The sequence below is a fragment of the Rufibacter sp. LB8 genome, assembly GCF_014876185.1.
Classification (GTDB): domain Bacteria; phylum Bacteroidota; class Bacteroidia; order Cytophagales; family Hymenobacteraceae; genus Nibribacter.
Map to the genome: position 1 here is coordinate 4,185,651 of NZ_JADALJ010000001.1, position 19,526 is coordinate 4,205,176.

Below are 19,526 nucleotides of genomic sequence, written 5' to 3' on the forward strand. Positions count from 1 at the left end.
GCCCCAAAACGGGATTTTTGTTTTTCGCCTGTCGAAGAGCTCAATTCAAAACCCTTCACCAAAGATTGTCCTGTATTTCATCAGGCCCCCGGCCTTTGCCCGCTTGTGTTGTGCCGCCTAAACTGGCATAAGCGCCTTTGTGTCCATCTGCCAGAATGCCGGTATAAATTTCCTGCTCCGTTTTTGGCTTCATTTCAGGAAATGAAGCCAAAAACGGCTTTTCTTTTCCAGACGGCTTCAGAATCAACGCTACAACTTTCTGCCATCACGTCAGGTGCGGGGCGCGGCTGTGTCTGTGGTATTGTTTTGGCTAGATAGGAAAATGTCGGAAAAACCGCGTATTTTTGAGATTGCAATAGATACCTTTTAATATAGTCTTTTATGTTTGATTTTTTTGGGAAGACGGTCGCCAAAATTTTCGGTACCAAGTCAGATAGAGATATCAAGGGCGTGTTTCCATATGTGGCGCTCATCAACCAGGAGTTCGCCAAGCTCGCCTCTGTCTCTGATGACCAGCTGCGCCGCCGTACGCAGGAAGTGCAAGCCGCCATTGCTGACCGCCTCAAGCCCATTGATGATAAAATAGCCGCGCTCCATGCCCGCATTGAAGCCGAAACCAGCTTAGATATTTCGCAGAAAGAAGAAGTTTTCCAGGAAATTGACGCGCTGGAGAAAGACCGCAACAAAGACCTGGAAGTAGTCTTGATGGAAGTGTTGCCGCAAGCCTTCGCTATTGTGAAGGAAACCGCGCGCCGCTTCAAAGAGAACGGCCAAATGACCGTGACGGCCACCGACCTTGACCGTGAACTGGCCGCCCGCAAACCAAACGTAGTCATCAACGGTGACCAGGCTGTATGGGCCAACCGCTGGCAAGCCGCCGGTACTGAGGTAGTCTGGGACATGCTCCACTATGACGTTCAGCTAATTGGTGGTATCGTTCTCCATCAAGGTAAAATTGCCGAAATGGCGACAGGGGAAGGAAAAACATTGGTGGCTACGCTGCCATCGTTCCTGAACGCCCTGGCCAAACGCGGCGTGCACGTGGTAACGGTCAATGATTACCTGGCCAAGCGTGACTCTGAGTGGATGGCGCCCTTGTTTGAGTTCCATGGCATCACCATTGACTGTATTGACAAGCACCAGCCTAACACAGACGCCCGTCGCAAAGCTTATCAGGCAGACATCACCTACGGTACCAATAACGAATTCGGGTTTGACTATTTGCGTGATAATATGTCCCGCGAGACCAGCGAACTGGTGCAGCGCAAGCACCACTACGCCATGGTAGATGAAGTGGATTCCGTGTTGATTGACGATGCCCGTACGCCTTTGATTATCTCTGGCCCTGTGCCGCGTGGCGATGAACACGAATTCTATGTGTTGAAGCCCCGCGTTTCTGCCCTGGTAGAAGCCCAGCGCAAATTGGTGAGCAACTTTTTGGTAGAAGCCAAGCGCTTAATCAAAGAAGGAAACGACAAAGAAGGCGGGCTGGCCTTGTTCAGAGCCTACCGCGGTTTGCCTAAGAACAAGCCTTTGATTAAGTTTTTGAGCGAAACTGGCGTGCGCCAAATCCTGCTCAAGACCGAGGCGTTCTACCTGCAAGACCACTCACGCCAGATGCCAGAGGCCGACAAGCCGTTGTACTTTACCATTGACGAGAAACACAACCAGATTGAACTTACTGAGAACGGCATTGACCTGATTACTGGTCAGGGCGAAGACCCGCAGCTGTTCATCTTACCAGACATCGGTACTGAGATTGCCAACATTGAGAACCACAAAGAGCTTTCTGACGAGGATAAACTGCATCAGAAAGAAAAACTGATTCAGGATTACCAAGACAAGTCGCAGCGGGTACACACCATCAACCAGTTGCTCAAAGCTTATACTTTGTTTGAAAAGGACACAGAATATATTGTGACCGAAGACCGCAAGGTGAAGATTGTGGACGAGCAGACTGGCCGTGTGATGGAAGGCCGTCGGTACTCAGACGGTTTGCACCAGGCCATTGAGGCGAAGGAAAACGTGCGTGTGGAAGATGCCACCCAAACCTATGCCACCGTTACGCTGCAGAACTACTTCAGAATGTACCACAAGCTGGCCGGTATGACCGGTACCGCTGAAACCGAAGCCGGGGAGTTCTGGGAAATCTACAAACTGGACGTGGTGGTCATCCCAACCAACCGCGTAGCCCAACGCAAAGACGAACACGATAAAGTTTATAAAACCACGCGTGAGAAATACAACGCCGTTTCTGAGGAAATTCAGGAACTGACCAAATTAGGCCGTCCGGTATTAGTGGGTACCACTTCCGTGGAAATCTCTGAACTGGTAAGCCGTATGCTGAAAATGCGCGGCATTGAGCACCAGGTTCTAAACGCGAAGCATCACCAACGCGAGGCGGAGATTGTAGCCGGTGCCGGTAAACCGGGTGCCGTGACCATTGCTACCAACATGGCAGGTCGTGGTACAGATATTAAACTTGCCCCAGAATCTAAAGCTGCCGGCGGATTGGCCATTATTGGTACCGAGCGCCACGAGTCACGCCGCGTAGACCGTCAGTTGCGTGGTCGTTCCGGCCGTCAAGGTGACCCAGGTTCATCCCAGTTCTTCGTGTCTCTGGAAGACAGCTTGATGCGTCTGTTCGGCTCTGACCGTATTGCCAAATTGATGGACAGAATGGGTTTGGAAGAAGGCGAAGTGATTCAGCACGCCATGATTACCAATTCCATTGAACGTGCGCAGAAAAAGGTAGAGGAAAACAACTTCGGCACCCGCAAGCGCTTGCTGGAATATGATGACGTGATGAACGCCCAGCGCGAGGTGGTGTACAAACGCCGCCGCAACGCCCTCTTTGGCGAGCGCCTGGAGTTGGACATCTGGAACATGATTTATGACACCGCTGAGGACATTGTGCAGACGTACAAAGCCACCGGCAATCATGAAGATTTCCAGCTACACATCATTAGAGTGTACGGCTTCAACACCGGCATCACCGCATCAGAATTAAGTGGGCAAACGGTAGATGTCTTGATGGACCGCCTGTACAATGAAGCGTTGGAGTTCTACCTGGCCAAAAACCAGCAAATCATGCAGCAGTCGGCACCCATCATGGCAGATATTTACGCAAACCGTGGGCCGATGATTGAGAACATTGCCGTTCCTTTCTCAGACGGACGCAAGCACATCACCGCCGTCGCCAACCTGGAGAAAGTGGTGAACAGCCAAGGCAAGGAGTTGATTAAGACGGTTGAGAAAGTAATTACTTTAGCCACCATTGACCAGGCCTGGACCCAGCACCTGCGCGAGATGGATGACCTGAAGCAAAGCGTGCAGAACGCCGTGTACGAGCAGAAAGACCCACTCTTGATTTACAAGTTTGAGTCGTTTGAGCTGTTCAAGCGCATGATTGCCAAGGTAAACGAAGAAACGGTGGCGTTCCTGTTCAAGGCAGATTTGCCGGTGCAGGAAGAGCAACCGGTTCCGGTGCAGGAAGCTCGTCAGCCCGCTCCCAAAGCGCCAAGATTGCAGGTTCAGAAAGAGGAAGTGCATTCTACCTTAGAAGACCACGTGCCCAACATGCCCGCCATGCCGCAGGCACCGGTGCAAAAGCAAGCGCCCATCAGAGCCGAGAAAACCGTGGGCCGCAATGACAAAGTGAGCGTGCGCTACATGGACGGTCGCGTAGTCACTGACGTAAAGTTCAAGAACGTAGAGAACGATTTGCTCAACAACCGTTGCGTCTTAATTGAAGAATAACACAAACATACCATCAGTAGAAAGCCTGGCCCCGTACATTGACCACACGGTGCTCAGGCCTGACACCACCCAGGCTCTAGTGGCGCAGCTGTGCCAGGAAGCCCTAAATTATAGGTTTGCCGCGGTCTGCGTGCCGCCCTGTTTTGTGAAGCAGGCTGTGGCCGCACTTCAGGATTCTGGGGTGCAAGTGGCCACGGTCATCGGTTTTCCGTTGGGTTATCAATTGGCCAAAGTGAAATTCTTTGAAGCGCACCAGGCACTTTCTGAAGGCGCTACTGAGATTGACGTGGTCATGAACATCGCCGCGTTTAAATCTGGCAAGCTAGACGAAGTAAAGGAAGAACTGCTGGAACTGAGTACGCTTTGCCATTTCAGAAATGCGGTCTTGAAGGTGATTATTGAAACGGCCTTGCTTTCAAAGGAAGAAATTGTGCAAGTCTGCGGTATTTGCATAGAAGCCGAAGTGGATTACGTGAAAACTTCCACCGGTTTTGCCGCCTCAGGTGCTACGGTGGAAGATGTAAAACTGATGCGTGCCAGCCTGCCAGACCACATAAAAATCAAAGCCTCCGGCGGAATCAAAACCAGGGAGGCCGCCCTTGCGTTGGTGCAAGCGGGCGCAGACCGGATAGGAACATCCTCCGGCGTGGCTTTAGTATGATTGTGAGAAACATGATGAAAAGATTTTTAGGCATACTGGTGGCTGTTTCTATGATGGGCTGCGCCGCCACCTCCAGCAGTACGTCTACCGGCAACGGCAGCACCACAGCCAACACCGGCACTCGTCCGGCCGCAGACACCAAAGGCGGGGCCGCAGTCTTGGTGGACACCAGGAAATACCTCACCAAGTTTCCGGCGGCCACGGCGAGTAACACTGCGTCGGTAGCGCCTGCCGCGCCCAGCAACCACGTCAAAAACCAGGTGACTTTGCTCATGGACAGCGTGGCCGTGGTGCAGAAAAACATCAGATACGCCGCGGGCTACCGCATTCTGGCCTACACGGGTATTGAGCGCAAGGCCGCCATGGACCTGCGCAACAGCTTGGTGCAGCGCCTCCCGGAGCAACGCGACTACCTCACGTTCAAGCAACCCACCTATCAACTGAAGTTCGGGGATTTCTTTACCAGGGTAGAGGCCCAGGCCGCGCTGGCCAAGATCAGAGACCTGCTGCCCAACGCCCTGCTGGTGCAGGAAACCATCAACATTCCCAAATAAACACGTCCGGAAAAAATTAAAGATAGAACCAGCCCTTCCGTTTTCGGCTTCATTTTTAGAAATGAAGCCGAAAACGGAAGGGCTGGTTTTTAGGTATTCGGTAAGTCCTTGGCCGCGGTGTGAGAATTACTGAAAGTGATGTGGTAAATACCCAATTTGCCACGCGCCTCACTATTTGCATGGTTCTTGTTCGTAAGTATTCTACAAATGGGGTGCCTATGGAGTTACAGGATGTCATTTTACTAGATTTGTTTTCAAAGGTGAGGCACCACGCTGATCCGGCAGACCACCCTGCGTCTAGTAGCCAGATAGCCCAAGACACCAACCTTCCGCTGCCGCTGGTGCTGTCACTGGGGCAGGAACTGTTGCACGAAGGGTTTGTGGCCATCAGCCCGCTCCATCATCCGCCGCTCCTGTACATCACCATTGTAGGCATTGCCCGTGCGAAGCGCTTGATCCTTACTACACCAGAAAACCGGCAGACCAGTTGAACGCCCTTGGCGAAACGGCTATTTTCGGGCTCAATTCCAGAAATGAAGCCAAAAACGGATTTTGCTTTTATAGCCGTACCTTTGCCGTGACAAGCCCTTTCTTATGCAAGACCTCACCGCCCAGATCCGGGAACTGGCCCAGCAGTACGCCGCTGCCACGTTGGCTAACCGCCGCCACCTGCACCAGCATCCTGAGCTTTCTTTTCAGGAGCATAATACCAGCGCCTACGTTTTTCAGAAACTGCAGGAATATGGCCTGGAGCCGGAGCGCCTCACTCAAACCGGCGTGGTGGCCTTGGTGAAAGGTAGAAACCCAGAGAAAGCCACCACCGCTTTAAGAGCTGATCTAGACGCGCTGCCCATTCTGGAAGCCAATGACGTAGCCTACAAATCACAGAACGCCGGGGTCATGCACGCCTGCGGCCATGATGTGCACACGTCTTCGTTGTTGACCACCGCCCGTATTCTGCATGCACTCAGAGGCCAGTTTGAAGGCACCGTGAAACTAATTTTTCAGCCTGGCGAAGAAAAATTTCCTGGGGGTGCGTCTTTAATGATCAAGGAAGGCGTGCTGGAGAATCCGGCGCCGGCCACCATTCTGGGCCAGCACGTGTTCCCCATGCTGGAAGCAGGCAAGGTGGGTTTCAGGTCGGGTATGTACATGGCTTCTGCTGATGAAATCTACGTGACCGTGAAAGGCAAAGGTGGCCACGGCGGTCTGCCCGAGCAGTTAGTGGACCCGGTCTTGATCACGGCGCACTTGTTGGTAGCCCTGCAGCAGATTGTGAGCCGTCGGGCCAACCCCAAAATTCCATCGGTCTTGTCCTTCGGGAAAGTCACGGCAGAGGGCGCCACCAACGTCATCCCCAGCGAGGTGAAGCTGGAAGGCACCTTCAGAACCATGGATGAAAACTGGCGCGCCGAAGCCAAAGTACACATGAAGAAACTCGCTGAAGGTCTCTGCGAAAGCATGGGTGGCAGTTGCGAGTTCACCATTCTGGACGGCTATCCGTTTCTCAAGAATGACCCTGATCTGGTTTCCCGTTCCCGCGCCGCCGCCGAGGCGTACCTGGGTTCAGAAAACGTAGTGGATCTGGATATGTGGATGGCCGCCGAAGACTTCGCGTATTATTCCCAGCAAGTGCCCGCCTGTTTCTACCGCCTGGGCACCCGCAATGACGCCCAGGGCATCACCTCTGGCGTACACACCCCCACCTTCAACATTGATGAATCGGCTCTGGAATTGGGCAGTGGCTTAATGGCCTGGCTCGCGGTCCATGAATTGCAGATCTTGACCGCGGAACGCTAATTTCTGATTCCCGTTTTCGGGCTCATTTCTAGAATTGAGCCCGAAAACGGGAATTGTTGATTGCTGAAGAATTGCTGATGGTTCAGTGTTGATGGTTTGCCAAGCCTTGGCTTCCATTAACCAAAGTTAAATGCAGCAAAAGCCTTTCCCCTTGTGCGGATTACCCCTTTGAAGGGGGCGAAGGGGGATGTTTACATTCCCCCGGTCATCCTGAGCCTGCCAAAGGATCTAACGAAAAGGCGTTTCTAAGGCAATTACCACAGCCTTCCATCTATAATCTTCGCCGTTGTTGGTGTTATCACCAACAACCAAGACTGCCTTTCAATCTAGCAACTATCACTTTAGAACAACTACCACCCACCACCTTTCATCCTAATTCCTTCTTTCTTACTTCGCCTTTGAAGTTTGTCACTTTTCTCCTTGATGAGAAAAGTAACCAAAAGAATCAAGAACCCCCGAACTCGCTGCCGCTCAGACAGGCGGGTGTTCATTCTCTAGCACCTGGCAAACGCTGACTGCTCTTAGCTGACTTATGCCACTGCCAATTGAACAGCTACTACAACTCCCTCCCATGCTCCGGGACATCGCCTTCCGGCGACCCTCCGCAAGGTCGGTCGGTTGCTGCAATTTCTGGTGGAGATGCTGCATAAACTTCCTCGCCCTTCAGGGCAGGAGGAAGAACTGGTGCGTTCTTGGCTTTTGCTGAAATCAATAGACCCGTGCTTTAGCTCGGGATTAGGGCATTTTCGGGCTCTAAACTGGAAATGGAGCAAAAAACGATAACCCGTAGAGACCAGGCACTGCCTTGTCTCCCACGCATTGCTCACGCATTTCAAAAAACTCCTCTCTACCTTGGGAGGGGCTGGGGGGTGGGACTTCCTCTATTCTAGGAGGTGCAAGTCAGCTTCCCTTTAAACCATAATCAAGACAACCTGGCATATCTTTAATTCCTGAAATCTCAATTAATAGACGTTTTGTCTGGTTTTAAACAAAATAATGGATTGGTACAGAATTTACTACAACAGAAGTATCAAACCTGATTATGACGTTAAACACATAAAGACCATGAACACAACAAGACAAAACCCAGCCTTGCAAGATAGAATGCCGCAGACCTTCAGCGGTTTACTAGACCGTTTTTTCCAGGACACCGTGAGCAGCCGCCAGGGCCAGAGCTTCACCCCGCAGGTAGACCTGTGGGAAACGCAGAACAGCTATGAAGTAGAAGTGGCGCTGCCCGGCTTAAAGAAAGAAGACCTGAACGTGGAGTTCCAAGACAGTGTGCTGCGTGTGAGCGGCGAGCGCAAGTTCAACCAGGAAACCAAAGACCAGAAATTCTACCGCGTGGAGAGCGCGTATGGCAAATTCAGCCGCTCGTTCCAGTTGCCGGACCACGTAGATGGGGCCGCCATTGACGCACAATTTGCCGATGGTATTTTGCACATCACGGTTCCTAAAGTAGAGGAGAAAGTGATGAAGCGCCAGATTGCCGTGAAGTAAGCAACTGTTAAGACTATGTTAAAAAGGCGCGCTGAGCGCCTTTTTGGCGTGGTCCTTGTTGTCTTCTAAATACTAGTTTTGCTATTTTAGCGTTGACCACGTACATAGGAAAGAGCGCACTTCTGGCGTTCACCTCCAACCAAGACTAACCATTTTATTAACCTATAAAGCTGATTTTTTGGTATGAAAACGAAACAACTCTTCTTGGGTCTCATGCTCTCGGCCATGGTGGGCGGCGGCGTGGCCGTAGGAAGCTACAAGCTCCTCGACGATGACCGACCCACGTCTGAATCTACCTTGCCCAACACCAACGTGCGCTACACCAGCGTCATGCGTGACTCCAAAGTAATAGTGCCGGAGGGCCTCAACTTTGTGACATCGGCGGAATTGGTGACGCCCGCTGTGGTGCACGTCACTACTGAATACAAGGTGCAGGCGCGCCGAATGCCTAATGATATCCACCCATTCTTCCGTGATTTCTTCGGGGAGGAAGGAATGGAAGGTTATCAGCGCCAGCGGCAAAGTCCGGCCCAGGGCTCCGGTTCCGGGGTGATCATCGCGTCTAACGGGTACATTGTCACCAACAACCACGTGATTGACCGCGCCGACAAAATCAAAGTAGTGCTGGACGACAAACGCACCTACGAGGCCACCTTGGTAGGCACCGACCCAAACACAGACATCGCATTGTTAAAAATCAACGCAGATAATTTACCGGCTTTGCGCTATGGTAACTCAGACAACGTGCGCGTGGGCGAGTGGGTGTTGGCCGTGGGGAACCCATTTAACCTCAACTCAACGGTAACCGCCGGTATTGTAAGCGCGAAGGGCCGCAACGTAGGCATTCTACAGGAATCTGCGGGGCAGTACAGCGTGGAGTCTTTCATTCAGACAGATGCGGCCGTGAACCCCGGCAACAGTGGCGGGGCCCTGGTGAACCTGAACGGCGACTTGATTGGCATTAACACCGCCATTGCGTCACAGACCGGTACGTTTGCCGGGTATTCATTTGCCGTGCCTTCGTCTATTGTGAGCAAGGTGGTAGATGACCTGTTGAAATACGGCGAGGTGCAGCGTGCCTTGCTGGGAGTTAGCATGCAGGAAGTGACCGCTGACCTGGCCAAAGAGAAAAACCTGAAAACCCTGAACGGAGTGTTCGTGTACCAAATGCCTGACGAAAGTGCCGCCAAGGCTGCCGGAATTGAAGTAGGAGACGTGATCACCCAAATCAATGGCGTGAAAGTAAACACCGGCTCACAGCTGCAGGAACAGGTAACCCGTTACCGGCCGGGTGACAAAGTGAAAGTGACCTTCCTACGCGGCGGCAGCGAGAAAACAGCCAACGTGACCTTGCGCAACGCGGCGGGCAACACCGAGATTGTGAAACGTGACCCCAATTCGACCAAATCCCTGACCATTGACGGCGCCAAGTTTGAGGCGGCCAGCAAACAGGAACTGAACAAACTGGACATTACCGGCGGCGTGAGAGTCTCTGGCGTGGAGAAAAGCCAGTTCGCGGAGACGGGCATGAAAGACGGTTTCATCATCACCAGCATTGACCGCAACCCCACCAACACCCCAGAAGACGTGCAGAAAATTTTGAAAGGCACGCGCAAAGGCGGTCTGTTGATTGAAGGCGTGTACCCAGACGGGCGTCGCGCCTACTACGCCATCGGGCGCTAGTTTCGGCTTCATTTTAGAAATAGAGGCCAAAAAACGGCTCTTTGAAAAGCTCCTGCCCAGCGGCAGGAGCTTTTTTTGTTTCATATCTTCTCAGAAAGGCCTATACTCGTACTTTCAATCCCCAATTCAACACCATGTCACAAAACATACAAGATATTCTGGCCCAACTGGGCATCAAAGAAACCAACCCCGCCTACAGCACCGGCCTCACTTGGGGTGGCGAAAACCGCGAGAACCGCACCATAGCCTCGCCCACCAACGGCCAACCCATTGCCGCGGTGAACATGGCCACAGAGGAAGACTATGACGCCGTGATTGCCGTGGCGCAGAAAGCATTTGTGGAATGGCGCCAATGGCCGTCACCTAAGCGCGGCGAAGTAGTGCGGCAGATCGGGCAGAAATTCCGGGAGAACAAAGAAGCGCTGGGCAAACTGGTAAGCTATGAGATGGGCAAAATCTTGCAGGAAGGCCTGGGCGAAGTGCAGGAAATGATTGACATCTGTGATTTCTCAGTGGGCTTGTCGCGTCAACTGCACGGCTTCACCATGCATTCAGAGCGCCCCACACACCGCATGTACGAGCAATACCACCCGCTGGGGATTGTGGGCGTGATTTCGGCGTTCAACTTTCCGGTGGCCGTTTGGAGCTGGAACGCCATGCTGGCCGCCATCTGCGGCGATGTGGTGGTCTGGAAACCGTCTGAGAAAACCCCGTTGACGGCCGTGGCTTGTCAGCATATCATTAAAGAAGTGCTGGAGCAGAACCAAGTGCCCGAGGGTGTTTTCTGTATGCTAGTAGGCGATGCCACCATTGGCAGCCGCATGGCGAACGACGAGCGCGTTCCTATTGTGTCGGCTACGGGTTCCACGCGCATGGGCAAGAAAGTAGGAGAGGCCGTGGGCAAACGCCTGGGCAAATCTCTGCTGGAACTGGGCGGCAACAACGCCATCATCTTAACTGAAAACGCTGATTTGGAAATGGCCATGCGCGCGGTGGTGTTCGGGGCGGTGGGCACAGCCGGACAGCGCTGTACTTCCACGCGCCGCTTAATCATCCATGACAGCATTTATGACGAAGTGAAAAACCGTTTGCTGAAAGTGTATCCAAATCTGCCCATCGGGGACCCGTTGAAAGACGGTATTCTGGTTGGCCCGCTGATTGACAAAGACGCCGTTTCTGCGTTCTTGAAAGCGCTGGAAGAAGTGCAGAAAGAAGGCGGCAAATTGCTGGTAGGCGGAAAAGTGTTGGAAGGCGAGGAATACGCCACTGGCACCTACGTAACCCCCGCCATTGTGGAAGCCCAGAACGAGTACCACACCGTGCAGGAAGAAACCTTCGCGCCCATTCTGTATCTGATTAAATACAGCGGCACCGTGGAAGACGCCATTGCCATCCAGAATGGTGTGCGCCAGGGCTTGTCTTCGTCTATTTTCTCCACCAACATTCTGGAAACCGAGACATTCCTGAGCCATTGGGGTTCTGACTGCGGTATCGCCAACGTGAACATTGGCACATCTGGGGCCGAGATTGGCGGCGCGTTTGGTGGGGAGAAAGACACCGGCGGCGGCCGTGAATCTGGTTCAGATGCCTGGAAGTTCTACATGCGCCGGCAAACCAACACCATCAACTTCGGGCGGGAGTTGCCGCTGGCGCAGGGCATCAAGTTTGATTTGTAGTTCTTAATTTCCTTCGGATAAACAAAAGCCCTTGCCAACATTCGGTGAGGGCTTTTCCGTTTTGGGGCTCAATTCCGGAAATGAAGCCGAAAACGGAAATCTGGGTTGCCCGTGTACCTGAAATTCTGGTAAAATTCTTACCTTTTGCATACTACTGTTCTACTGTCTATGTCTGTCTCTGCTTCTGTCGCCGCTTTTAGAAAGATTATCACCAACCCGGTTAAGCTCAAGCTGTTTCTGTTCAAGAATCTGCCCATGGCGTATTTGGCAGGCATCAGAATCAAAAGTCTAACCGAACAGGAGGCGCAGGTCACCATTGAATACGGCTACCTCACCAAGAATCCGTTCAAGTCCATCTACTTCGCGTGTCTGGGAATGGCCGCAGAGATGGCTTCTGGGGTGCTGAGCATGATGTATTTGCACAAGGCGCAACCCAGCGTATCAATGCTGGTGACGGGCATGGAGGCGCAGTTCACCAAAAAAGCCGTGGGCGTGATCACGTTCACTTGCACCGATGGTGCGGCCATTGCCGCCGCCGTCCGCCAAACCCAGGAAACCGGACAAGGCACCAGCCTGCACGCCCTCAGCATTGGCCGCAACGAGCAAGGCGAGGAAGTAGCACGGTTCACTATTACGTGGTCTTACAAGGTGCGCGGGAAGAAGTAGACTTTTATTGCTTTTTTCACTTCTTCATCCCTTTGTCTCTTTCTCTCTTTTGTCATCCTGAAAGGATCTTGTGGTCAAACTAGAGCAGCTTCGGCCACAGGGTGTTTACTTCCTGCATTCTTGTTTTTGGCTCCGTTTCCAGAAATGAGCCCAAAAACGGAATACGCAGAAACCACCTCTACCGCAAGTTTAGGCGCCGCCGTAACATGTGGTCATACACTGAATCAGTTTATCAACTGACGTAAGTTTGTAAACTTACAGCGTGGGCAGCCACAAGGTACGCTGCCGCTAAACTTGCGGCAGAATACGGTTTGAATTTCCCGCGTGAGGGATAGCAGCGGAAAGCCCGCAGCGCCAGCGAGGACTTGCAGCGCATAGCCCGACCCGCAGGGGCACGCCCAACATATAGTTTGATTTTTTAAACGGAATCTAGCGTGAAGTCATTGGTTTTTTCATTTATGTTACTTTTTATTTGTTTGGGTTGCAGAGTTGCTAATCAAACAAGCCTAGCTACAAAAGAAGATAATGATGAAAGGTGCATTCTTCCAACATTGCCTGCATGTTATGGTGTCAATGATGGTAAGCCGTTTGAGAATGCGTTAGAATTAAAGGGAGGGATATTTGGGAGAGTAGCAGTAAGGGCAGAAATTGATACAGTTAATTTGAAGCTTTCAACGTTTAGAATTTTGAAAACTTACTTAAAAAAAGCAAGTGATTCCTCTGCTTATGCTGCATATCAAAATGTTGAATTTCTAAATGAGCCTAATTACCCCAATGATTTACTGGTAATTCTCCCACAAATTATTCAATATCTGGATACGGTTAGGGTCACTAAAAGTAGTAGTAAAGAATGTGAGATGCCAAGTAGCTATACTTTATTTGTAAGGATTCAGTAATAATGCAAAGGGAATCCAATTCTTCCCCTCCCGTTTCCTGGCTCTATTTCCCAAACGCGGGCCAAAACGCGTTTTAGTTAAAGTTCTGTTAAAGCCATTCTAGCCTATTGATTGGGTCTTGAAATCTTGGTAACTAGGGGGAAGAAGACCCTGCAGCCCAGAACAACCCCCGTTCCAGTGGCTTTTCACGCCCCCTCAGAAAAATAACAAGCATTATTTTTGGAGCCCCGTGCAACCCATGTACCAACCTGTAGTCTTTAGTACAGAAGCTTGGGACAACAGAGAATTTACGGGTTGGGGCAGTTCCAGAGATTTAATCGCTTACCGCATAATCATGACGAAAAGGCCTTAACCAGTAAGAATTTGGAGACGCTGGAATTCACCGACGTAAACGCGCACGTAGTCACCCGCTGCAAAGAAGGCGACCGCAAAGCCCAATATGAGCTCTACAAGCTCTACAGCAAGTCCATGTTCAACGTGAGCATGCGCATCACCAATGACTATACAGAAGCCGAAGACGTACTGCAGGAATCGTTTCTGAGCGCGTTCCGGGAGCTGCATACCTTCAAAGGCGATTCCACGTTTGGCAGCTGGCTCAAGCGCATTGTCATCAACAAAAGCATTACCAAAGTGCGCAGCCGGCGCCTGCAGGTGGTGCCCATAGACGAACAGTTGGATTTTGTGGAAGACACGCCGGAGTATGACGACGAAGATACGGCCTACAAGGTAGACGCCATTAAAAAGGCCATTCAGTCTTTACCTGACGGTTACCGCGTGGTGCTGACCCTTTATTTGCTGGAGGGCTATGATCACGGTGAGATTGCCGAAGTGCTGAACATTAGTGAGGCCACGTCTAAGAGCCAGTACAGCCGGGCGCGCAAGAAATTATTGAGTTTGATGGAAAGCCAGCAACTGGCCAATTAATAATAAGAGTAGCTTAAAATAGAATACAAAGAGCTTTTAGCCATGAAAGATAGATTAAAGGATTTTGTACAAACTCACCGCGAAGAGTTTGACTCGTTCAGCCCCAGGCCAGACCTGTGGCAGGACATTTTCAGTGAGTTGAATACAGAGGAGCCCGGTGCCACCAAGCAGCAACCAGAGCCTGTGAAAGAAGCAAAGGTGATTTCCTTGAACTGGCACCACGCCTGGCGCTACGCCGCCGCCGTGGCCCTGGTGGCCATGTTGGCGTTCTCGGCTAAATATGTGCTGAATACTCAAAATGCAGAAACTCCTGGCATTGCCGCCGCCCAACCGGTTACGCTAGACAAGATTGCCCCAGAGTTAAAGCAGATTGAAACCCGGTTTGTGAGCGTGATTGAACAGAAAGAAGCCCAACTCAAAGAATATGACCTGGCCGACGTGAACATGCAGAAAGAATGGGAACAGGAAGCCGCCAACTTAGACGCAGCCTACGCCCAACTCAAGCAGGACCTGTTCACCACCCCTAACAAAGACATTGTAATCAGGGCCATGAGCGACAACCTGAAAATGCGCATCGCCATATTGAACCGGCAGTTGCAGGTTTTAGAAAACATACAGACCGTAAAAACGCAAGTTCCCAATGAAAGCAAGCCTTTATAAACTGCCCCTTTTGTTAGCCGCGTGCGTCAGCTTTTTAGACGTGCAGGGGCAAGCGTCCGGCTCGCCAAGTCCATCGCCGGAGCCGTGCCCGGGCGTGAGCGAACACCGTACCGTTACCGTGAACGGGAAAGTGTACACCGCCGTGGTGGTGGGCGAAGCTGCCAAGGCTACCGTGTATGTGAACGGGCAAGGGCCATCGGCCGCAGGCCAGCCAGATATTGTGGTGGTGGAACGAGCGTCTGCCCAGGTGCCGGGCGCGTATGCCGCCGAGAAAAGCAAGAACGTGAACCGCTCTTTTAAAGTGAGCAGCTCAGACAAACTCTCCATTGACAACCAGTTTGGCAAAGTAGAAGTGCAGACCTGGAGCAAAAACGAAATCTCGGTGGAGGTAAGCATGATTTCCCGCGCCGAGACTGAGTCCAAAGCTCAGGAGATACTGGACCGTTTGAGCGTGCGCATCTCTGAAGACCGGGGCGGGGCAGGTATTTCCTTGGTCACCGAGCGTGAACCCATGCATGTGCGCACCGCCACCAGCAAGAGCTTTGAGATTAATTACCTGGTGAAAATGCCGAAGGGCAATCCGCTCAAAATAGTGAACAAACACGGCTCCATCTTGCTGCCAGACTATGAAGGCGCCACCGAACTTACCATGAAATACGGCAAAATCAACACGGGCCGCCTCACCAACCGCCACAACAAAGTGGCCCTGGAGTACAGCAGCGGTGAATGCGTGATGCAGTACATGCGGGCCGGGGAACTTTTGGTACGGTATTCCAAACTGGCCCTCAACGGTGGCGAAGACATCAACGCCAACACGGCCTACAGCACCATGTCTATTCAGAAAGTGGACAACCTTATTCTGGAGAGCCGCTATGACCCGGTGTTCAAGGTGGGCAGCGTGAACCAGATGTCGGGCCGTGGGAGTTACACCACGTTTATCATCGGCAATGTGCAGGAGTCACTGGGCATGGATTTGAAGTACTGCTCCAAGTTTGAGGTAGGCAGCATTGCTTCTAACTTCAGAAAGGTAGATTTGAACGGTGGCTACACGTCCATCAAACTAGGCTTCGCCGATAAAACGAACTTCAATTTTGACGTGAACACCGCCTACTGCAGCGGCCTGAAAGTAGACGAGAACCTGGTGGACTACAGCTTTAGGGAAGTCAAAAACACCTCGGCGGTGTACAAGGGCAAGTACGGCAAGTCCTCGGGCAAAGCCCTGGTGACCGTGACCAACAGATACGGCAGCGTGTCTTTTAACTAAACCTTTGCACAAATTGAATTGAAAGCGGGCTCCATCCAGGGGTTCGCTTTTTTTATATGGCCGTTTTTGGCTTAATTTTGAAAATAGAGCCCAAAAACGCAAAATGCCATGGAAAACCAATCTGCTACTTCCTCCTCTAAAGCACCGGAACCGGTTGGCTTGTACCCGCACGCCAGAAAAGTAGGCAATCTGCTGTTTTTGTCGGGAGTGGGGCCGCGCGAGAAAGGAAACCCGCAGATACCGGGTGTGGTGCTGGATAAACATGGCAATATCACCAGCTATGATATTGAAGCGCAATGCCATTCGGTGTTCAAAAATGTGCGCACCATTCTGGAGGAGGCGGGCTCCAGTTGGCAAAACCTGGTAGATGTCACCGTGTTCCTCACCAACATGAAAGCCGACTTTAAAACCTATAACCGCCTGTACGCCGAATATTTCAAGGATTGCCAACCGTGCCGCACCACTGTGGAAGTAAATGCCCTGCCCACGCCCATCGCCATTGAACTCAAATGCATTGCCACGGTGTAAGGAGTGAATGATTGAATGATGGAATGAGTGAAGGATGGAATGAGTGAATGTGCTTCTCTAAAATAGACAATAGTTAGCAGAAACTGCGTTTAGTTATTGGTACAGCAGACAATCTCCATCTTCAATCTTTCTTCCTTCATTCCTTTACTAATTTACTCCTTCACTCATTCTTTCCTTCACTCACTCATTCCATCCTTCATTCACTCACTCATTCCATCCTTCACTCATTCCATCCCTATGTCCTCAACTCCTGAGCAACTGTTTTCTGAGCGGGAACAGCGCTTTTTTAGTGAAGAAGCCAGACACGCCAACCGTCACCGGTGGGTGGGCTGGTTCAGGTTATTCTTCGTGATTGGTTCTGTGGTGGGCTGCGTGGCCTTGTTTTATTACGGCTATAACGGCGCTGGCCTGAGTTTGCTCATGGCGGGCTACTTCCTGTTCGCGGTCCTGATACGGTGGCACAACAAGATTGAATACTCCCAGAAGCACCAGATGTACCTGGGCATCATTAACCGGGCCGAACAGGAACGCCTGCGCGGCGAACTCAAAGATTTTACCACCGGCGAAGAATTTCAGGAACCCAACCACGCCTACGCCGCCGACCTGGATGTATTTGGCCAGAACTCACTGTTTCAGCTCTTGAACCGGGCCGTGACCAGGCTTGGCCAGCAACGCCTGGCCGACTGGTTGAAAGCGCCTGCCGCCCCCCAGGAAATTATTGCGCGGCAAGAGGCGGTAGCGGAACTGGCCGCTGACCTGGAATGGCGGCAGCACCTGCAGGCCCGGGCCATGCACCACCATCGCAAGACCCAGCAATTGCCGCAGTTGTTCTTGCTGTGGCTCAAGCAACCCAATTTTTTTATGGGCAAAGGCTGGCTGGTGGTGCTTACGTTTCTGTTGCCGGTGCTCACCATTGCCGCCATTGTGTATTGGGCGCAAGGCTATTCGCATTACCCGTTCATTGGCCTGGTGGTGGTGCAGTTTCTGGTGGCCGTGAAATACCAGCGCCAGCGCGATGAATTCTACGAGGAGAGCAGTGGCATGTATGAAACCCTGCGCAGCTACCAAGATATGCTGGTGCACATTGAGAACCACACCTTCACCAGCGCCAAGGCCCAGCAACTGCAGCAACAACTCAAGATAGACGACAAACCGGCCTCAGAGCACGTGCGGCAGCTGGCGTCTATCATTCAATATTTATCGGCGAGGCTGAACACGTACCTGAACTTTATCCTGAACCACGTGCTCATGTGGGATTTTATCTGGATGTGGCGCCTGGAACGCTGGAAAACCACCATGTCAGAAAACATCAGTCAGGTGTTGAACGCCGCCGCAGATTTTGAGGCGCTGGCCGGGCTGGCCGCTTTTCAGTATGCCAACCCAAGCTACGTGGTGCCCACCATTTCTGAGGTTCCGTTTACCTGTGATGCCCAGGAGTTGAGCCACCCTCTGATTTTCAGCGCCAACCGTAAGGCCAACAGTCTTTCCTTCTCCGGCGCGGGCCACACGGTCTTGATCACCGGTTCCAACATGTCAGGGAAGAGTACGTTTCTGCGGGCGGTGGGCGTTAACATGGTGCTGGCCTTTACGGGCGCGGCTACGTGTGCCAAACGGTTCGCCATCTTCCCGGCCCAGGTCTACACCAGCATGCGCACCGAGGATAATTTAGCCGAGAATACGTCTTCTTTTTATGCCGAATTAAAGCGTCTGAAAATCTTGCTGGACCTCACCGCCACCGGGCAGCCCGTGTATTTCTTCCTAGACGAGATTCTGAAAGGCACCAACTCGCATGACCGGCACCACGGCGCCATGGCCCTGATCAGGCAGTTGCACAAGCGCCAAGCCGCGGGCTTCGTCTCTACCCATGACCTGGAGCTGGGCAACATGGAGCAGGAACTGCCGGGCTCGGTGGAGAATTACAGCTTCAACAGTTATTTTGAGAACGGCGAACTTCAGTTTGATTACACCCTTCGGCCGGGGGTTTGCCAGAGTTTCAATGCCAGCCAACTCATGCGGCAGATGGGCATTGAGCTGTAGCGTTTTCGGGCTCATTTCCAGAAATGAGCCCGAAAACGGAAACGTTACCTTTTTCTTCACCTTAAAATTTACACACCATGCGCGTAGTGGCAGATATTCCGCACCCAGAGATTAAAATCACTTTGTTGGCCTGGAACGGAAAGTACTTAATTAAGCTGGAACTGGGGCCTTTTGAACAGACCTACAAGGTCAATGAACTGGACGTGACCGGCGGCGATGAAGAAGTGAAGCAATGGCTAGATGAAACGTTTCTGCAAGAGAGCATAGAATTATTCTTGGCCATGCGTAAGAATTTATTCGCGGCAAGGGCGCGGCATGAACTGTAATTTTTAGGTATTTATACGGTTTCTTTCAAAATAATTGTGGGTAAGCCTGTGGGAAACTTGTTTATAAATAAGTATTCCCCTAATTTAAGTGCAGAGAAGAGCATAAAGGATGACATGTAAATTCTTAACGCCCTAACGAATCCCCCACGTTATGAAGATAGGATTTAGCAAGCACATCAAGATTTCCTATCGGCCAGATATGCAGACGGTCATCATCCGGTGGCAGCAGTCTGTGACGTTCACAGAGTTCAAGATGAACTGTCTGGCTATTTTGGCCACGGCCAAGGAAAACGCCTCGGCGCTCTGGCTCTTTGACTGCCGCTCTAAAGGGGAAGTGACCCTGGAGGAAAGCGAGTGGCTGCAGCAAGAATTCTTCCCGAAAGCCCTGCAACAGGTAGCGCCGCAATTGGTGGTGGCCTGGCTCCTGAACCCGCGGCAGATGCAACGCCTGCAAGAAGGTGAGAAACTGCAGGCCATCTCAGAACCCAGCCAGGACGTTATGCGCCAAGCTTTCATGACCGAACAAGAGGCCGTAGCCTGGCTGGAAAGCGCCGCCCAGGTGCCGGTCTATAAATCCAGAAACAATTTCTAA

The 19,526-nt window shown here is 51.9% G+C and carries 18 protein-coding genes; 17 read left to right on the forward strand and 1 reads right to left on the reverse strand.

All coding sequences use genetic code 11. The features are described 5' to 3' along the window. Positions 1–55: 55 nt before the first annotated feature. Positions 56–247, reverse strand: a complete 192-nt coding sequence (locus tag IMY23_RS17450) for a hypothetical protein (RefSeq protein WP_192823306.1) — start codon at positions 245–247, stop codon at positions 56–58. Positions 248–381: 134 nt separating this feature from the next. On the opposite strand from IMY23_RS17450, the gene secA reads away from it, so the two are divergent. The 17 genes from secA (at position 382) to IMY23_RS17535 (ending at position 19,526) form a co-directional block, all read left to right on the forward strand. Beyond that, on the forward strand, positions 382–3,759 hold the full coding sequence (secA, locus tag IMY23_RS17455; protein WP_192823307.1) for a preprotein translocase subunit SecA: 3,378 nt from the start codon (positions 382–384) through the stop codon (positions 3,757–3,759). Continuing rightward, entirely contained in the window at positions 3,749–4,420 is a 672-nt protein-coding gene (gene deoC, locus IMY23_RS17460) for a deoxyribose-phosphate aldolase (protein ID WP_225986540.1), read from the forward strand. Before secA ends, deoC begins: the two co-directional genes overlap by 11 nt. A gap of 11 nt (positions 4,421–4,431) precedes the next feature. Beyond that, entirely contained in the window at positions 4,432–4,974 is a 543-nt protein-coding gene (locus tag IMY23_RS17465) for a sporulation protein (protein ID WP_192823308.1), read from the forward strand. 218 nt (positions 4,975–5,192) lie between these two features. Then, positions 5,193–5,465, forward strand: a complete 273-nt coding sequence (locus IMY23_RS17470) for a hypothetical protein (protein ID WP_192823309.1) — start codon at positions 5,193–5,195, stop codon at positions 5,463–5,465. A gap of 103 nt (positions 5,466–5,568) precedes the next feature. Further along, the gene (locus IMY23_RS17475; protein WP_192823310.1) at positions 5,569–6,774 is read left to right on the forward strand and encodes a M20 family metallopeptidase; all 1,206 of its coding nucleotides are present in this window, start codon (positions 5,569–5,571) and stop codon (positions 6,772–6,774) included. 1,065 nt (positions 6,775–7,839) lie between these two features. Then, positions 7,840–8,274, forward strand: coding sequence for an Hsp20/alpha crystallin family protein (locus IMY23_RS17480; protein WP_225986541.1), 435 nt, complete (start codon positions 7,840–7,842; stop codon positions 8,272–8,274). 183 nt (positions 8,275–8,457) lie between these two features. Then, positions 8,458–9,957, forward strand: a complete 1,500-nt coding sequence (locus IMY23_RS17485) for a Do family serine endopeptidase (protein WP_192823311.1) — start codon at positions 8,458–8,460, stop codon at positions 9,955–9,957. Between the two features lie 134 nt (positions 9,958–10,091). Further along, positions 10,092–11,633: an aldehyde dehydrogenase family protein gene (locus IMY23_RS17490; protein ID WP_192823312.1), complete on the forward strand. Its 1,542-nt coding sequence runs from the start codon at positions 10,092–10,094 to the stop codon at positions 11,631–11,633. Positions 11,634–11,777: 144 nt separating this feature from the next. Continuing rightward, positions 11,778–12,299 carry a DUF4442 domain-containing protein gene (locus IMY23_RS17495; protein ID WP_225986542.1) on the forward strand — a complete coding sequence of 174 codons (522 nt, stop codon included), beginning with the start codon at positions 11,778–11,780 and terminating at the stop codon, positions 12,297–12,299. A 434-nt stretch (positions 12,300–12,733) separates the two neighbouring features. Beyond that, positions 12,734–13,195, forward strand: a complete 462-nt coding sequence (locus tag IMY23_RS17500; protein ID WP_192823313.1) for a hypothetical protein — start codon at positions 12,734–12,736, stop codon at positions 13,193–13,195. 363 nt (positions 13,196–13,558) lie between these two features. Beyond that, positions 13,559–14,119: an RNA polymerase sigma factor gene (locus tag IMY23_RS17505; RefSeq protein ID WP_192823823.1), complete on the forward strand. Its 561-nt coding sequence runs from the start codon at positions 13,559–13,561 to the stop codon at positions 14,117–14,119. Between the two features lie 42 nt (positions 14,120–14,161). Then, positions 14,162–14,779, forward strand: a complete 618-nt coding sequence (locus IMY23_RS17510) for a hypothetical protein (RefSeq protein ID WP_192823314.1) — start codon at positions 14,162–14,164, stop codon at positions 14,777–14,779. Continuing rightward, on the forward strand, positions 14,760–16,043 hold the full coding sequence (locus tag IMY23_RS17515) for a hypothetical protein (protein ID WP_192823315.1): 1,284 nt from the start codon (positions 14,760–14,762) through the stop codon (positions 16,041–16,043). The genes IMY23_RS17510 and IMY23_RS17515 overlap by 20 nt, the downstream gene beginning before the upstream one ends. Before the next feature lie 108 nt (positions 16,044–16,151). Beyond that, positions 16,152–16,571: a RidA family protein gene (locus tag IMY23_RS17520; protein WP_192823316.1), complete on the forward strand. Its 420-nt coding sequence runs from the start codon at positions 16,152–16,154 to the stop codon at positions 16,569–16,571. 237 nt (positions 16,572–16,808) lie between these two features. Then, complete coding sequence (locus IMY23_RS17525; RefSeq protein ID WP_192823317.1) at positions 16,809–18,608, forward strand: DNA mismatch repair protein MutS; 1,800 nt, start codon at positions 16,809–16,811, stop codon at positions 18,606–18,608. 77 nt (positions 18,609–18,685) lie between these two features. Further along, positions 18,686–18,934 carry a hypothetical protein gene (locus IMY23_RS17530; protein ID WP_192823318.1) on the forward strand — a complete coding sequence of 83 codons (249 nt, stop codon included), beginning with the start codon at positions 18,686–18,688 and terminating at the stop codon, positions 18,932–18,934. 151 nt (positions 18,935–19,085) lie between these two features. Then, entirely contained in the window at positions 19,086–19,526 is a 441-nt protein-coding gene (locus tag IMY23_RS17535; protein ID WP_192823319.1) for a hypothetical protein, read from the forward strand.

What these genes read in the sequence shown, in the direction of transcription:
- IMY23_RS17510 (WP_192823314.1), top strand. Translation starts at nt 14,162, where the DNA reads ATGAAAGATAGATTAAAGGATTTTGTACAAACTCACCGCGAAGAGTTT.
- IMY23_RS17470 (WP_192823309.1), top strand. Translation starts at nt 5,193, where the DNA reads ATGGAGTTACAGGATGTCATTTTACTAGATTTGTTTTCAAAGGTGAGG.
- IMY23_RS17530 (WP_192823318.1), top strand. Translation starts at nt 18,686, where the DNA reads ATGCGCGTAGTGGCAGATATTCCGCACCCAGAGATTAAAATCACTTTG.
- IMY23_RS17475 (WP_192823310.1), top strand. Translation starts at nt 5,569, where the DNA reads ATGCAAGACCTCACCGCCCAGATCCGGGAACTGGCCCAGCAGTACGCC.
- IMY23_RS17525 (WP_192823317.1), top strand. Translation starts at nt 16,809, where the DNA reads ATGTCCTCAACTCCTGAGCAACTGTTTTCTGAGCGGGAACAGCGCTTT.
- IMY23_RS17480 (WP_225986541.1), top strand. Translation starts at nt 7,840, where the DNA reads ATGAACACAACAAGACAAAACCCAGCCTTGCAAGATAGAATGCCGCAG.
- IMY23_RS17465 (WP_192823308.1), top strand. Translation starts at nt 4,432, where the DNA reads ATGATGAAAAGATTTTTAGGCATACTGGTGGCTGTTTCTATGATGGGC.
- IMY23_RS17485 (WP_192823311.1), top strand. Translation starts at nt 8,458, where the DNA reads ATGAAAACGAAACAACTCTTCTTGGGTCTCATGCTCTCGGCCATGGTG.
- IMY23_RS17535 (WP_192823319.1), top strand. Translation starts at nt 19,086, where the DNA reads ATGAAGATAGGATTTAGCAAGCACATCAAGATTTCCTATCGGCCAGAT.
- IMY23_RS17515 (WP_192823315.1), top strand. Translation starts at nt 14,760, where the DNA reads ATGAAAGCAAGCCTTTATAAACTGCCCCTTTTGTTAGCCGCGTGCGTC.
- IMY23_RS17490 (WP_192823312.1), top strand. Translation starts at nt 10,092, where the DNA reads ATGTCACAAAACATACAAGATATTCTGGCCCAACTGGGCATCAAAGAA.
- IMY23_RS17520 (WP_192823316.1), top strand. Translation starts at nt 16,152, where the DNA reads ATGGAAAACCAATCTGCTACTTCCTCCTCTAAAGCACCGGAACCGGTT.
- secA (WP_192823307.1), top strand. Translation starts at nt 382, where the DNA reads ATGTTTGATTTTTTTGGGAAGACGGTCGCCAAAATTTTCGGTACCAAG.